Source organism: Algoriphagus sp. Y33, assembly GCF_014838715.1.
Taxonomy (GTDB): Bacteria; Bacteroidota; Bacteroidia; order Cytophagales; family Cyclobacteriaceae; genus Algoriphagus.
Genome location: NZ_CP061947.1, coordinates 3201081 through 3216617, shown reverse-complemented (window position 1 = coordinate 3216617; position 15537 = coordinate 3201081). Strand labels below are relative to the sequence as shown.

At 42.4% G+C, this 15537-nt stretch carries 10 protein-coding genes; 4 read left to right on the top strand and 6 right to left on the bottom strand.

Annotated features, from left to right (window positions below; genetic code table 11):
- Positions 1–276: 276 nt before the first annotated feature.
- Genes ID165_RS12940 through ID165_RS12930 form a run of 3 tightly spaced genes read left to right on the top strand, consistent with a single transcriptional unit; the run spans position 277 to position 5299 of the window.
- Positions 277–2577 carry a GH92 family glycosyl hydrolase gene (locus tag ID165_RS12940; RefSeq protein WP_192085255.1) on the top strand — a complete coding sequence of 767 codons (2301 nt, stop codon included), beginning with the start codon at positions 277–279 and terminating at the stop codon, positions 2575–2577.
- A gap of 2 nt (positions 2578–2579) precedes the next feature.
- Complete coding sequence (locus ID165_RS12935) at positions 2580–3440, top strand: ROK family protein (RefSeq protein WP_192085253.1); 861 nt, start codon at positions 2580–2582, stop codon at positions 3438–3440.
- Positions 3441–3442: 2 nt separating this feature from the next.
- Positions 3443–5299: an FAD-dependent oxidoreductase gene (locus tag ID165_RS12930; protein ID WP_192085250.1), complete on the top strand. Its 1857-nt coding sequence runs from the start codon at positions 3443–3445 to the stop codon at positions 5297–5299.
- 12 nt (positions 5300–5311) lie between these two features.
- Here ID165_RS12930 and ID165_RS12925 read toward each other — a convergent pair whose 3' ends face one another.
- From ID165_RS12925 to ID165_RS12910, 4 genes are read right to left on the bottom strand one after another with little or no spacing between them, the layout of a single operon-like run.
- Positions 5312–6742 (bottom strand): sulfatase, encoded by a 1431-nt coding sequence (locus tag ID165_RS12925; protein WP_192085248.1) that lies wholly within the window; start codon positions 6740–6742, stop codon positions 5312–5314.
- Between the two features lie 14 nt (positions 6743–6756).
- Positions 6757–8091, bottom strand: coding sequence for a vanadium-dependent haloperoxidase (locus tag ID165_RS12920; protein WP_192085246.1), 1335 nt, complete (start codon positions 8089–8091; stop codon positions 6757–6759).
- The gene (locus tag ID165_RS12915; protein WP_192085244.1) at positions 8088–11378 is read right to left on the bottom strand and encodes a VCBS repeat-containing protein; all 3291 of its coding nucleotides are present in this window, start codon (positions 11376–11378) and stop codon (positions 8088–8090) included. The genes ID165_RS12920 and ID165_RS12915 overlap by 4 nt, the downstream gene beginning before the upstream one ends.
- A gap of 21 nt (positions 11379–11399) precedes the next feature.
- Positions 11400–12647 (bottom strand): ROK family protein, encoded by a 1248-nt coding sequence (locus ID165_RS12910; protein WP_192085242.1) that lies wholly within the window; start codon positions 12645–12647, stop codon positions 11400–11402.
- A 222-nt stretch (positions 12648–12869) separates the two neighbouring features.
- Here ID165_RS12910 and ID165_RS12905 point away from each other — a divergent pair, with 222 nt between their 5' ends.
- Positions 12870–13391 (top strand): phosphoheptose isomerase, encoded by a 522-nt coding sequence (locus tag ID165_RS12905; protein WP_192085240.1) that lies wholly within the window; start codon positions 12870–12872, stop codon positions 13389–13391.
- A 190-nt stretch (positions 13392–13581) separates the two neighbouring features.
- On the opposite strand, the gene ID165_RS12900 is transcribed toward ID165_RS12905, so the two are convergent.
- Together ID165_RS12900 and ID165_RS12895 are read right to left on the bottom strand one after the other, a co-directional pair.
- Positions 13582–13743, bottom strand: coding sequence for a Lacal_2735 family protein (locus ID165_RS12900; protein WP_192085238.1), 162 nt, complete (start codon positions 13741–13743; stop codon positions 13582–13584).
- Positions 13744–13787: 44 nt separating this feature from the next.
- Complete coding sequence (locus tag ID165_RS12895; protein ID WP_192085236.1) at positions 13788–15356, bottom strand: toxin-antitoxin system YwqK family antitoxin; 1569 nt, start codon at positions 15354–15356, stop codon at positions 13788–13790.
- Between the last annotated feature and the right edge of the window lie 181 nt (positions 15357–15537).

The following is a 15537-nucleotide window of genomic DNA, read 5'->3' as shown; positions in this document are numbered from 1 at the left end:
TCAGTCTCCAAACAGCCTGATTTTATTGTAATTAATGGCCTCTTAACGAAACCTAATGCAAAATCCGGGTTTAACTCCTTGATTCGAATTGTTAAGCATTCGGTAAATCCGGACTTTCAACAATTTTTGCTATCGATTAGTACTGACTCTGGGATAGAGGAAGTTTTCCAGAGTCACCGGGATAAAAGCTACATATAATTGATTACCGCCGGTTGAATTCTACCCTAGACTCTAAAAATTGATTTGTAAATTTGGGCCGAATTAATACCCTCTTTGATGAAACCTATTATTGCTATTCTCGCACTTTTACTGTGCGTTCAATTGGGGCTTTTTGCCCAAAAAATCACAGCCATAGAATCACGGGAATTAGTGGACTATGCCCTACCATTGGTGGGAACAGACTCCAGACCGGAATTTTCCAACGGAAATACCTATCCTGCCATAGCCTTGCCATGGGGGATGAATTTCTGGTCCCCACAAACCGGAAAGATGGGAGATGGCTGGATGTACAGTTATGGAGCTGAAAAAATCCGCGGATTCAAACAAACACATCAGCCTTCACCATGGATGAATGATTATGGCCAGTTTTCTATTATGCCGATGACAGGTGCACCGGTTTTTGATCAGGATGAAAGAGCATCTTGGTTTTCCCACAAAGCGGAAACTGCTGAACCAAATTACTATCAGGTTTACCTCGCAGATCATCACATCAATGTGGAACTTACGCCCACGGAGAGAGCCGTACTTTTTAGAATAACATATCCGGCAGACCAAGAGGCTTCATTTGTTTTGGATGCTTTCGATAACGGATCTGAGGTCACCATTGATCCTGAAAACAGAAGAATTACAGGCTACTCTACCAAGAATTCAGGTGGTGTCCCTGATAATTTCAAGAATTACTTTGTTTTGGAGTTTGATGAGGATTTCACTTTAGCACAAACTATAGCAGACACGCAGACAAGTGGAGAACTGACGGTAAATGCAAATCACGTAGGGGTATTGATTGGTTTTGGAAAGAAATCAGCCGCTTTTCAAGTAAAGGTGAAAGTAGCTTCTTCTTTTATAAGCCCTAAGCAGGCACTTCTGAATTTGAAGGAATTGGGTTCCGGGGATTTTGAATCTCTCCGTAGTGAAGGTAGAGATGCCTGGAATGAGCAGTTGGGTAAGATAGAAGTTGGAGGAGGTTCGGTCGCCCAGCTCGAAATGTTCTATACCAGTTTGTACCGTTCCCTACTGTTTCCAAGGAAATTCTATGAGATCAATGCAGACGGGGAAGTGGTGCATTACAGTCCATATAATGGAAAAGTGGAAAGCGGATACATGTATACGGATACAGGGTTTTGGGATACTTTTAGAGCCTTATTTCCTTTGTTAACTCTGGTTTACCCGGATGTAAACGCAGAAATTCAGGCAGGCTTGGCAAATACCTATAAAGAAGGGGGCTGGCTTCCGGAGTGGGGCAGTCCCGGACTAAGAAACGTGATGGTTGGGAACAATTCTGCTTCCGTGGTTGCTGATGCCTATTTGAAAATAGGAGAGGATTTTGAATACGATATAGAGATACTGTATGAAGCACTGATCCATGGGGCAAACAATGCAGGACCTTTGACAGCTGTAGGAAGGGCAGGAGTAGAATATTACAAAAGATTGGGCTACGTACCTTACGATGTGAAGATCAACGAAAATGCTGCCCGCACGCTGGAATATTCTTACGATGATTTTACCATTTATCAGTTGGCCAAAAAACTGAATAAGCCTCAGTCAGAACTTGACTTGTATAAGTCAAGAGCCATGAATTACAAAAAGCTGTTTGATAAAGAGTCCGGCTGGATGCGTGGCAAAAATGAGGATGGGTCATTCCAATCTCCTTTTGATCCGCTCAAATGGGGAGATGCTTTTACCGAGGGAAATTCCATGCATTATACTTGGTCGGTATTTCAGGATATACAGGGCTTGATTGATCTGATGGGAGGAGAAAAGGCTTTTGTAGATAAACTGGATGGGGTCTTTACAAGTGCGCCTACTTTTGAAGAAAGCTACTATGGCTTTGTGATCCATGAAATCAGAGAAATGCAAGTGGCTCAGATGGGCCAGTATGCTCATGGAAATCAACCTATCCAACACATGATTTACTTGTACAATCATGCACTTCAGCCTTGGAAAGCACAATACTGGGTGAGGGAGACGATGGACAGAATGTACCGTCCTACACCTGATGGATATTGTGGAGATGAAGACAATGGACAAACTTCTGCATGGTATGTCTTCTCGGCTTTGGGTTTTTATCCGGTCACTCCTGCTGCGGATGAGTATGTTTTGGGAGCCCCTTTGTTTAAGGAAGCTAAAATCCATCTCGCAAACGGGAATGCAATTGAAATCTCCGCTCCCAATAATTCGCCGGATCACAGCTATATTAAGTCCATGACCTGGGATGGCAAACCGTACGACAAAAACTACCTGAATTATTTAGAGCTAAAAAAGGGAGCAAAGCTAAGTTTTGAAATGGATGCTGAGCCAAACAGGTCAAGAGGAGTGTCAGAAAGTGCTAAACCATTTTCTTTGAGCTTAGAAGATTGACTATGGAACTCATTGGAGTAGATATTGGAGGTTCGCATATCTCAGCGGCAAAAGTGACGTTGAGGGGGCGGGTAGCATCTTTTAATTGCTTTGAGGAAGCTGATGTAGATACATTCGGAGACCAAGAAAGCATCATTTCGGCTTGGGCGGAGGTCATAAGAAAAGCTGCGGGAGAATCTGTAAACTATAAAGTAGGAATTGCCATGCCGGGTCCCTACGATTATGAAAATGGAATTTCTCTGATTAAGGATCAGGGGAAAATGGCTTCCCTGTATCAGCTATCTGTTAAGGATTTATTGGCAGAAAGCCTAGGCTTGCCGTCGTCTCACTTGGCATTCACCAACGATGCGGAAGCTTTTTTGGTTGGAGAAAGCTATGCCGGAGCAGGCAAGGAATTTCAAAACTCAGTAGGGATCACTTTAGGCACAGGACTTGGGTCTGCCATTAAAGTCCATGAGGTGGTCAAAGACGCGAAGCTCTGGACAGCACCATTTCGAGACGGAATTGCTGAGGATTATCTGGGAACTGTCTGGTTTAAAAAATATGCACTGGAACAATTTGGAGTTGAGATTTCGGGAGCGAAGGATTTACTTTCTTCTGATTTTGATTCGGAAGTTGCCATCAAAGTATTTGAGACATTCGGAAGAGCTCTTGGTGAATTTTTGTTTCCATATTTAATCCGACTGCATTCTGAAGGAGTTGTCCTGGGAGGTAAAATCAGTTTGGCAGGAGCCCATTATCTACCTACGACCAGAGCCTATTTGGAAACTATGGGCTACCCTGTTCCCATTAATATTTCTGCCTTGGGAGAACGTGCAGCATTGATTGGAGCTTGTTTGCCTTTTGTGGAAAGTGATTTATGAAGATGTCTAAATTAAAAACAACCGCTGTAGCCATACTTCTTTGCGCTTTGTCATCCTCCATTTATGCTCAGGAGAAATATGACCTGATCATAATTGGTGGCGGAGCAAGTGGGACCGCCGCGGGAATTACAGCCGGTAGATTAGGGACCAAGACATTGATTATTGAGCCTACAACTTGGTTGGGAGGGATGCTGACTTCTGCGGGTGTATCAGCCATAGATGGGAACCATAAGCTTCCCTCAGGAATTTGGGGAGAATTCAAATCAAAATTGGAAGAGTATTATGGAGGATCTGAGAATCTGGCTACCGGCTGGGTGAGTAACACGCTTTTCGAGCCCAAAGTAGGGAATCAAATTCTTCAGGAAATGGCTAAGCCAGTAGATAAGTTGACGGTTTCCTTTGAAAGCGATTGGATAACAGCGGATTATGGTGAGGAAGGTTGGTTGGTCTCGTATACCAAATATGGTCAAGTCAATGAAGTGACTGCGCCTATAGTGATAGATGCTACCGAACTTGGAGATGTAGCTGCTGCCCGTCAGCTATCCTATAGATTGGGAATGGATGCCAGGAATGAAATCGGAGAGGAATTTGCGCCGGAGGAAAGCAATGATATCATCCAAGATCTGACTTATGTGGTGACACTTCAGGATTATGGAGTGGGTGCGGATAAAACTATTCCCAAGCCTTCCAATTATGATCCGGAAGAATTCGCCTGTGCCTGCGCGCATGCTGATCCCATATCTGATAATGCTCCTACTTTGGACTGTGAGAAGATGCTTGACTATGGCAAGCTTCCAAATGGTAAATATATGATCAATTGGCCGAATTGCGGAAATGATTATTATCTAAACATAGTAGAGATGAATCCTGAGGAAAGGATAGAAGCTTTGGAAGCAGCAAAGCAAGCAAGCCTGAGGTTTACCTATTACATCCAACATGAGCTAGGCTATCAGCATTTGGGGATAGCAGAAAATGAGTATCCTACAGCAGACGGATTGCCTATGATTCCTTACCATCGTGAATCTAGGAGATATGTCGGTCTGGCAGATTTCACATTGCCTTATTTACAAACACCTTATAATGCTCCCAGTCCACTTTACAAAACGGGAATTGCAGTAGGAGATTATACAATTGATCATCATCATAAAAAAAACTTAGAAGCTCCGGCAATAGACTTTATCAAGATTCGTGTCCCTTCTTATAATTTGCCATTGGGAGCCCTGATTGCGAAGGATCATCCAGGTTTGATCCTCGCAGAGAAAAGTATTTCTGTATCTAATATTGTGAATGGTGCCACCAGACTTCAACCCGTAGTATTGGGAATTGGGCAGGCTGCGGGAGTATTGGCTGCAGTAGCCGTCAGAGAAAAGAAGGACTTGGAAGATATTTCCATTCGTGAAGTGCAACAGCTTTTGTTGGATCAGAGAGCTTATATCATGCCTTTTGTGGATATGAATCCGGATGACAAGCATTTTGCTGCAATGCAAAGAATCGGAGCTACAGGGATCTTCAAAGGTGAGGGAGTGCCGTATCTTTGGGCAAATCAAACATGGTTTTATCCGGATAGATTAGTAACTGAATACGAATTGATGGACGGATTGAAGTCAATATATCCAAGTTTAACCGATTTTTGGGGAGCTTCCGGTGCGTATTTGACTGGAGGTAGATTTCAGAATTTTATAGAAATTATTCGGCCAAATGCTCCTTTAGCGGTTATAGCTCAAGCGTGGGAACGGAGAGGGGTGTCAGGTGAATTTACAAGTGAAACCAAACTGAATAGAGAGCAAGTTTCAGTTTTGTTGGATGAATTATTGAGCCCTTTTACTATTGAAGTGGATTGGCAGGGAAGAGTTGAATAAAATCGATTGATTTTATTCAACTCTTCCAGCTTTTCTTAATCCTGTTCCTTCAGATTTGGTCAAGGCGTCTCCCATATCTGCTCTGGCCTCATCTGCAAATTGATTCAATTTGGCCAAAATTTCCGGATGGCTAGTAGATACGTCAGTCGTTTCATTGGGATCATTTTTGAGGTCAAAAAGTGCTGTGTTTTCCAGCTTCAGCATGTGGTATTTTACGGGAATCCCGTCATTTCTCCTAGTTGTTCCCTCTGGGATACTCCGGTAGGAATGTGGTAGTACAAGCTTCCATTGTCCATAGATTACAGCTTGTAGTTCATTTGTGTTATAGTAGGCGAAGTAGGGTTTTGATTCCATTTCATTACCTTCCAGAATAGATAGAATACTCCTGCCGTCGATTGGTAACTCAGGGAGTTTAGCTCCGGTAATCTCAGCTAACGTAGGAAGAATATCGATAGTCATAGCTGCTTGTTCTTCTACTTTTCCTGCCGGGAAATGATTGGGCCAAACAAAGATGCCCGGTTCGCGGATTCCACCATCCCAGGATGTCCCTTTTCCTTCTCTCAGGCCGCCTGTTAAGCCGGCGTGTCCTCCGTAAGAAAGCCAAGGGCCATTGTCAGAGGTGAAGATTATAATGGTGTTATCTGCCAGCCCCAGTTGTTCTAGTTTCCTTCTTATTTGACCAACTGACCAGTCAATTTCCATCATCACATCACCGTAAAGCCCCTGCTTGGATTTCCCTTTGAATTTATCAGAAACAAAAAGTGGGACATGGGGCATACTATGCGCCAAGTACAAGAAGAAAGGGGTATCCTTACTTTCCTCTATGAACTTGATTGCCTCTTCCGTATAGTGAGTAGTAAGCAAACTTTGATCGTCAAGTGTGTCGATCACAGCAGTGTCTCTGTATAAGGGAAGCGGAGGGTAATAGCCTTTGGCTTCAGGGTGATGTGGCCACATGTCGTTTGAGTATGGAAGTCCATAATACGAATCAAACCCCTGTTCTGTAGGGAGGAAAGGTGCTTGATGTCCTAAATGCCATTTCCCAACCATCCCTGTAGCATAGCCATTTGTCTTGAGCATCCCGGCAATGGTCATTTCGTCAGGGTTCAAACCATGCGTTGCGGTATGGTCTAGAGCTCCGAAAATCTCCAACCTATTTGAGTATGTTCCTGTCAGAAGTGCTGCTCTAGATGCGGAGCAAACGGCGTGTGGCACATAAAATTGGGTAAACCGAACACCATCCGCAGCCATTTGGTCGAGATTTGGTGTTTCCCATGCTGTAGCTCCATACACTCCTAAGTCACCATACGCCATGTCATCGGCAAAAATCAAAACGATATTAGGTTTTGATGAAGTCCCATTGCTTACTTTTTCTTCGGATTTTTCCTCACAAGAAGTGAAATACAGTAGCGAAATAAGGTAAAGTAAGTGGGGGAAACGCATAAGTTGAGAGGTTTTTAGTACTTGTTTTTACTGACTTTTGACCACACCAGATCTCCGATTTTTTCTCCTTGTTTAATGCCTTCTTCTATTGCATCCCTAAAATGAATTCCCCCATAAAGACGGGAGATCGCAGCTTCCTCGGAGGCGAGCAAAAAGGATTTAAAAGGTCTTTCCGGTAGTCCAAAGTAAATTTCCGAATTGTCTACGTAATCAAAATTATCGCCGAAGTAGCCTGTCAATACTACTGCCGAAGCCCTGCTGATCACCGAGTGGCCAGAAGTGTACTCGGGAAATGGAGGTGTTTGTAAAAGAGGTTTCCAGCGTTGGTCTATCTTCTGATTAATCACAGTCTCAGGCCTGATTCTATCGGTTTCATATTTTGTTTTCCAGCAGGAGATAAAAGCATCGTGAAGTGTGAGGCCTACAAGTGCGTGAACATACGCTGTTTCAGCAAATGACAGCCCTGCCTTTTGAGCTGCAATTCCGGTGATTCCGATCCAATGTCCACCGGGCGATATTTTTTTTACTCCAATTGCCATATGCCCCGAAAATTCAACTTTGAAAGGATTGCAATCCCAGAAATTGGCAATCAATTTTCTTTCCTGATTCAACTCTTTGGTAGTAGTGTAAACCTCCATCAATTGTCCGTGAAATGAACTGCCTTCACTCATATCAAAAGGAGCCATCGGAGCAGGTTTGTATTCTTCCAGATTTTGGATAAAAAAGGGTTTGATGGTTTTCCATTCAGGTTCTACCGCAGCAATATAAGCCGGGGGGGTGGGGTACCAAAATCCCTCGCCTTTTTGAGGGGTATACCTTGTAAGTGTGGATAGCTGAAGATATCCGTCTTTTTTTGCCACTCCCATTATCTTTTCAGCCACTTCACTAGCCAAATCCAAATGTGCCTGAAGTGTTTTTTTGGTAACTATTTTATCCCTTAGTCCTCTCCTTATCCAGTCTTGTTGTTTTTCTTTCAGCAAATACCCGGAAGGCATTATTTCCTGTCCTACTTTCAAAAAAGCCATAACGGCAGCGAATTCCGGGGAGGATACCTGTCCGGAAGTAGTAATTCCCCAATCGTACGAACCCAAGTAAGAATGCTCCAACAAGTCGTCATTTTCAAACCGGGCACCTTGATTTTTGGAAACTAAATAAGCAGCAAGGCTAGTGTAAGCATAAATCCGTGCAGCTACCGGAGGGGGGGCCACATCGGTGACCATGACTTCCGTAATATGGAATAACTCTTCAGCATATAGTTTAGACCAATTGACTTCTTTGGAACCGGCTTTTGAAGGTGAACCCATCAGAAGAATTGCAAAGGTCAAACTTAGAAATAGAAATCTGTTCATTTGATAGTGTATCGCTGAATTTGCTGATTATGAATACCGAAAAGCAGGCTTGATTCATCTGATGACTGAAGCTGCAAAATTGACTTAATGTCCCCTTTGATCCCTATCCCAGACTCTGAAGGAGAAAGTGGGTGAAAGTTTCCCTTGCCATCACCGAGCATTACCAATCCAAGTCCGGCATCAATTACCCCGATTCTGATCCTTGTGAAGGTTTGATTTCCGCCGAGAATTAGATCCATATTACCATCCTGATTCACATCCATTGTCTGAATAGCATATACCGGAAAAGCCTGGGCTTCGCGTGGAAGCGGGATTGCCTTAAAGCCTGATCCTGTATTTTCAAGGTACATGCTTTCCAGACTGTTTGCTACCAAAACCTGTGCTTCTTCGAGCTGTTGCGCCGTGAATAAATCCTCCATTGTTGCATTGGAATAAGAAGCGTAATCCGTGAATTTACTTCGCATACTCGCCATCTGATCCAATAGCTCATCTCTACTTGCATAAGGAAACGCCTGATCTCCCACATAGCATTCATAGATGGGGTCAATCGATCCGTTTTTATCAAAGTCAGCGGCGTAGAGTTTGATGAGTTTATTTTCATTTGCTTCAAACTGTGTGTTCAGCCCATAGTTTCCTATGATCAAATCGAGATCCCCATCTCCATCCATGTCAGCCGAATGTATACTTCCCCACCATCCCGAGCGTGTTTTGTCAAGATAGGCTGAAGTTTGATCCTCAAATGATTTTCCGCCTTGATTTAACAAGAAGGTTATTGGCATGAATTCACCCACAATAACCAGATCATCGAGTCCATCCGCATTTAGATCCATTTTTTCTACTCCGGTCACAAGCCCGAGATTCCCTGATTTGGGAAGATAGGCAGGGGATTGGTCAGAGAAATTACCTGCACCGTCATTGATCAGTAGTTTGCTTTGCGGGATGACTGGATACTTGCCAGGAATAAGTCGTGCACCTATGAAGAGATCCAATGCTCCGTCTCCATTGGCATCTATGGCGACCGCATCACCTGTACTTACGGAATGGTCAGGGAAATTCACTGCCCTGGTAAGTTGGCCGGAGCCATCATTTAGGTACAACCGATCATGAATGCTCTCGTCTGAACTCAAATAGTCATGATAGCCACCGCTACCCACAAATAAATCCGGTACGTTATCTCCATTGAAATCTTCAAAAATAGCTACTGCGTCAGTAAAATCGGGAGAGGAGCGGAAACCTTGATAAGGTATCCATTCCTCATTTTTTAGGGTGAAAATTTTTGCCGGTTGTCCCTTAGTTCCACCGATAAAAATCTCGGGATTCCCATCTCCATTAAGATCTCCTTGGGCCAGAATAGGGCTGATATAACTGGGCATGTTGATCATCAACGGCTGACGCTTAAAATCATTAAAGCCCGTCGGCTTCGATACGAAGTTTGGTGCATTTACAGAGCGTACGAAGATAGGGCTGGGCCCAGAAGACTTTTCTGATGGGCTCGTGTTTTCCTTTTTGATTTTCAGAAGTTGTTTTCCTTTTATATTTTCCAAAAGCTGAAAACTTCCGTCCGGCCAGCTAATTTTAACTGAGAGGACTTCAGTGCGGTCACCTAATCCGAAATGTAGTCTTGTACTCACTGAAGATAGAAAGCCACGTACGGCTTGGACTTCTGCAAATTGCCTTGTCTGTCCATCGTAGATTTCCACTTTGGCTCCAATCGCAAATTTGTTCTGATCGTCTTGATAGAGTTGAATTTGAAGGTAATTGGCTGGATTTATCTTGTTTTCATAAATTCCCGCCAGATCGTTTAGGTTGTTTATGACCAAATCCAGATCCCCGTCATTGTCCAAATCAGCATAAGCTACTCCATTTGAAAAGTTCTTTTCAGTAAATCCCCATTCCAAGGAGCGATCCGAGAATTTTAGATTTCCGTTGTTTTCAAAAATATAATTATGAATTGGTGTTGAGCTCATACCGGTGACCAGATGCAATGTGTCGGCTTTTTCTGCTGCTATCGCCTGTTTGAAATAGTAATCCCCCTTGTACTTCAAAAAATCCCGATTGGTGTAATCCCGGAAATAGCCATTGGTGACAAACAAGTCTTTTTGCCCATCATTGTTTGCATCAAAAAATAGGGCGGACCAACTCCAGTCTGTATTTGAAATCCCGGCCATTTGCGCCACTTCAGAAAAGAATCCCTCACCCAAATTCACCTGAAGCATATTTCTCATGTTTTGATGGTAGAATCCCTCTTGGATCATTAGTGCATATTGCTCATAGTTTTCAGGCCCATAGAGCAACTTTTGTCTTGTATTGTCTTCAGGAAGCATGTCGAGGGTGTAGATGTCGGGCTTGCCGTCATTGTTGATGTCAGCGATATCCGCCCCCATCGAAAAGTGGGATATGTGCTGAAAATATTCGGTTAGTTGGTCAGTGAATGTGCCATCCCCATTGTTGATATACAGGTAATCGGGCTCAATGTAGTCATTGGTGATTAGCAAGTCAGGCCAGCCATCTTGGTTCACATCAGAGGAAATTACAGAAAGGCCAAAGCCCAGTGCAGAACCTTTGATTCCGGCTTGTTCCGATACGTCTACGAATTTCCCTCCGTCATTTCTGAAGAGCTTGTCTCCTGCCGAGGGGTGTCTGATAGATTTCACCTCAGAAAATTCCATTTCATGGATGGACTGAATGTGGTGGTTCAGCAGATACATATCGAGGTCACCATCTCTGTCAAAATCAAAAAATAATGCCTGGGTACTATTTCCTGCATCATCCAGACCGTATGCTTCTGCTTCATTCTGAAACTTGAATCCCCCTCTGTTAATCCAAAGTTCATTTCGGCGGCTGTTAACATCTCCTTTTCCTGAGTAGTTTACATAGATGTCAAGGAGTCCATCTCCATTCACATCTGCCATGGCCACTCCCGTAGCCCAGGAATCTTTACCTGAAATGCCGGAAAATTTGGTTTTGTCTTCAAATTTGAAATTTCCAAGGTTTTTATAAACCCTGTTGGGTACCATATTGCCGGTGAAAAAAATATCTTCCAGCCCGTCGTTGTCTAAGTCTCCGACTGCTACTCCACCACCATTATAGAAGTATTCATACCGGAGTATATTGTTGTATGTATCCTCTTTGAGCTGATTTTTGAAAGTAACTCCGGATTTTTTACCGGATATTCTTTCAAAAACCATATTGGAAGATTGAGCTAGAAGTGTGTTTCCAACGTGAAGGATAAGAATATGTCCTAAAATCAGTGCAAGTACTGCTTTGGGTAAGTTGAGGAAACGCATGAGTTTATTTGGAGCTGAGGTTTAGTTCAGCCTATTGATTATATCTTCGAAGAGTTGTTCGTTCACTACAGCAACACCTCCCAATAGCCCAACATCCTCACCGAGTTGGTAAAGTGCGAGTTGGGACTTTTCCCGGGATTTTGCCATACTGTAAATATTAAGAGCTTGTTGAATTGGCGTGATTAAATATTGATTTGCCTCAGCAACTGAGCCACCGATGATTATCAGCTCGGGATTCAGTACCTGGATTAGCATAGAGATGCCTCTTCCTAGATCCAAACCTGCTTCCGAAAGTATGGTGATTGCCCGTTGATCACCGGACAAGGCCGCCTCGACGACTAGATTGGGCACTATGCCACCTTCCTGATTTCGAGCCATTCGAGCCAATATGCTGTCCTTATCGAGTTTGATGGCTGCTTCGGCCATCTTGACGATTGCCGTCCCTGATGCTACAGCTTCCAAGCATCCTTTTTTGCCGCAGGTGCAGGTTACATCTCTGGATTCAAAGATAGGCGAATGGCTGAACTCTCCTGCAAAACCGGATGCTCCTTGGTACAATTTGCCGTCTATGATGATACCCAGTCCAATCCCCCAGCCGATAAACAGACCAAGTACATTTTTATAGTTATGAGCAGTAGCGAACTTGAATTCAGCCAAAGTCATTGCGCGAGCATCATTTTCGAGGAAAATTTTCTTCGAAAATCTCGTTTCCAAGTTTTCGAGAAGGGTTTTGTCTCCAAATCTCAAATAGGTGTAGTTCACACCTCCAATAGAATCCGTAAGCCCAGGCATGGAAAACCCAATCGCAATTACTTTATGGGCAGGGATTTTTGTTTTGATTAGATATGATTCTATCAGCTGACAGATATTATCGAAAGTTTCTTTTTCGTTGTCTAAGCTGATTCTGTGACTTTCTTTCTCTGTGACAACAGTATGATTGCATGAATACAGCGCAAGATTCATGTTGTACTTCGAAAGATCGACGGAAAGTACATAGAAAGCGTCAGGAGCTAATCTATACAGATCGGGCTTTCTCCCTCCCTGCGACTCTGCACGCCCTTGCTTGATTACTTCCCCGCTTGAAATCAAGTCGCTAAGAAGTGAATTGACTGTAGGTAGAGAAATTCCGACTTCAGCGCAAATTTCGCTGGCAGTATTGGCTTTTTTTATATAAAGGTTCTTAATAATCTTAATTTTGTTGAGGTAGCTTTTAATTTCTACCACTCCATCCATTTTATCGATTACTTCTTGGGGGTTTATTAAGTTCATAGGTCTAAGTTATTCCTGAATTACGGCAATTTTTGATTTTCAAAAAAATACTTTTTTAAAAAAATAAGATAACAAGAGTTGATATGTTATAATATCGCTGAATTCTTGGGTAGCAACCTCTTGTTTTCTTCAAAAGATTCCAAATGTAGGAATATGTACGGAAAATTTATTTTTCAAATGAATTAGCTATTTTTGGGTAATAGATTTTTAATAAAAAAAGTTATGAATTTGATCGGAATAAATGCTGGCCTTGGCAAAGAAGAGGTGTTTCAGAAAGTAGAGGATTTCTTGACTCAAAAAGGATTTAGAATCTCAAAAGTTGACCAAACTAGACCATGGGGTGGTTTTTTCGTGCTTGACGAGAGTCAGATTCGTGAGTTCAGGTCGATGTTTTTCGAAGATGTTGATCTATCCGAAGAGCAATTGGAACAAAAGTTAAGTCCTAAGTTTTTACTTGTGGCTCCGGGAGCCCGCCTTTCTTGGCAATATCACTTTCGAAGAGCCGAGCTTTGGAAACTTATCAATGGGGAATCCGGAATAGTACGTAGCGACACAGATGAATTGGGCATTTTAGAAAAAATGGAACTTAACAAAACTGTGTCTTTGAAGCAGGGTGAAAGACATAGGTTAGTTGGCTTGGATTCTTGGGGTATTGTGGCTGAAATTTGGATGCATGTAGATCCGGAAAATCCATCCAATGAAGAGGATATCGTGAGATTAGAGGACGATTATTCCAGAAAATAAAAAAAGGCTCGGGTTTTATCCCGAGCCAAAAAACTTAAAATTTGTCGTCCGTAGCTCAATCACCCTTAAATAAACGTTTTAGTCAAAAAAATCCTACGAGACTAGCTGAAAGAGTGATTGAATTTAATTGTAATTATTTGATATTCAAAATTATGTATTTGTGATCTATTTTGATTGATTTGAGAGAATTTCACAGAGATTCTAACTTTTTGGCAAGCTCTTCTGCCTCGGCTGCAAGACGGTCGGCTACTTTTCTGTTTGTCTGCGAGGCTTTATACACTTCTGCCAATTTTTTGGAATAGGCTTCCTGTAACTTTTCCTTCTCTGTTTTTTTATTGAACAATCCGAACATGTGTTTTTTTTAAATAAACCACAAATTGACAAAATTGTTATACACTAGTTGAATTGGATAAGATTGGAAAGGGATTCTTCTTGAACCTCATCGTTTTTATAATTAATTAAATCCTCCAATCGTCCTGCAGGATTGTAATATCTCCAAGGTCCTTCCTTTCTTCCTTCTTTCATTTGTCCCTCAGATGCCTTTCTGCCATTTTCATGGAAGAAAAGCCAGGTTCCTTCTGCCTTCCCATTCGTGTAATTTCCTTCTGATTCCTTCCTGCCGTTTACATAGTAGGTGATTCTAGTTCCGTTTCCATCTTTCAATGTTCCTTTGTCTAGATTTCCACTCCCGTCATAGGATTTGTAATCACTTACATTCATCAGGCGTCCATTGTCCCAAAACTCTTCCTGAGTAAGCTGTTTGTTGTCATAGAAAAGACCCCAAATCCCGTTCTCAAAACCGATAGAATAGCTGCCGACAGATTTTAGCTGCCCACCATCGTAATAGTATACCCATTGGCCATTTTCAAGGCCAAGCGTGTACTCTCCCTCAGCTATTAAAATTCCGATTTTGTTGAAATATTTCCAGAGACCGGTTTTTAGGTCGTTTCTATATTCTCCTAGAGAATAGAGTTCCCCATCAGGAAAGAAGCTTTTCCAAACCCCTGTTTTCATACCGTTGCTGTATTTGCCGGACACGGATACCTGTCCGGAACTGTGGTACTCTACATATTCTCCTACCGGAACACCCAGCTCGTAGGTTTTGCGCTTTGCTATTGCCTTGTTTGGGAAGTATTCTTCCCAAGTCCCCACTGCTATTCCATTTTCATATTTTTCTATTCTTGCCAGCCGTTGATTTTCGTAGTAATACTTCCACGTGCCAATTCGATTTCCGTTTTCATCATAAAACTCTTCTGATTCCTTGGTTTTGGTTCCTGTGAAATATCGTATCCATTCACCTATTTTTTTACCTTTTTTATAGTTCCCTTCCTCTACTACAAGATTTGGATAGGTAAGCCTTTTGAATGCACCATCCAATTGCCCCTCTTTGTATACTCCTTCAGTAATGAGTGTTCCCTCCGGATCATATTCCAGAAAAGGACCTTCTCTTAGTCCATTGACATAAAACTCCCTCACAGCAACCTCTCCAAACTCATAATATTGAACCCACTGACCAGTCTTTTTACTGTTTTCATATTGACCTTCTACAGAGACTTGACGGGGATTAACATAGTCTGGAATACCTGTTGTTCCGAAGTATTCTATATACTTCCCTACAATCACAGAATCCTGAAAAATCATTTCTTTCTTCAACGCCCCATCAGCATCATACAACTTGGATGGCCCAAAAAGGACCCCGTCTTTATATTCTGCTACTAATTTTCTTTTACCGTCTGGGTAAAAATTACTCCAAGTGCCTTCTCTAAGCCCATTTTTGAATGTGCCTTCAGTAAGTAAGGTATTTGTCTTAGGATTATAGTATTTCCAGAGTCCTTCCCGAAGGGAATTGGTAATAATGCCGGTAGCCATCAGGGTTGAGTCTGAATTGTATTGCCGGACCATAGAACTTTCTTGAGCAGACACTGAAGTGCTGAGAAGAATAAGTGCGATAAGGATGTATTTCATATGTTTATAATTTCTTTTTTAAGGCCACTCCGATCGGTCGGGGCAAGCTATGGAATCTCGCATGGCTGATAATTATCTCAGTGAGTGTGCCGTCTTCGAGAAGCTCGATTTCATAAAGTTTTTATTTTGAGCAGACTCAGGAAATTTCCCGAATCTTTCAAAAGGATAATCTGAATAGTGT

Coding starts and splice junctions, on each gene's coding strand:
- ID165_RS12940 (WP_192085255.1), top strand. CDS start 277: ATGAAACCTATTATTGCTATTCTCGCACTTTTACTGTGCGTTCAATTG.
- ID165_RS12935 (WP_192085253.1), top strand. CDS start 2,580: ATGGAACTCATTGGAGTAGATATTGGAGGTTCGCATATCTCAGCGGCA.
- ID165_RS12930 (WP_192085250.1), top strand. CDS start 3,443: ATGTCTAAATTAAAAACAACCGCTGTAGCCATACTTCTTTGCGCTTTG.
- ID165_RS12925 (WP_192085248.1), bottom strand. CDS start 6,742: ATGCGTTTCCCCCACTTACTTTACCTTATTTCGCTACTGTATTTCACT.
- ID165_RS12920 (WP_192085246.1), bottom strand. CDS start 8,091: ATGAACAGATTTCTATTTCTAAGTTTGACCTTTGCAATTCTTCTGATG.
- ID165_RS12915 (WP_192085244.1), bottom strand. CDS start 11,378: ATGCGTTTCCTCAACTTACCCAAAGCAGTACTTGCACTGATTTTAGGA.
- ID165_RS12910 (WP_192085242.1), bottom strand. CDS start 12,647: ATGAACTTAATAAACCCCCAAGAAGTAATCGATAAAATGGATGGAGTG.
- ID165_RS12905 (WP_192085240.1), top strand. CDS start 12,870: ATGAATTTGATCGGAATAAATGCTGGCCTTGGCAAAGAAGAGGTGTTT.
- ID165_RS12900 (WP_192085238.1), bottom strand. CDS start 13,743: ATGTTCGGATTGTTCAATAAAAAAACAGAGAAGGAAAAGTTACAGGAA.
- ID165_RS12895 (WP_192085236.1), bottom strand. CDS start 15,356: ATGAAATACATCCTTATCGCACTTATTCTTCTCAGCACTTCAGTGTCT.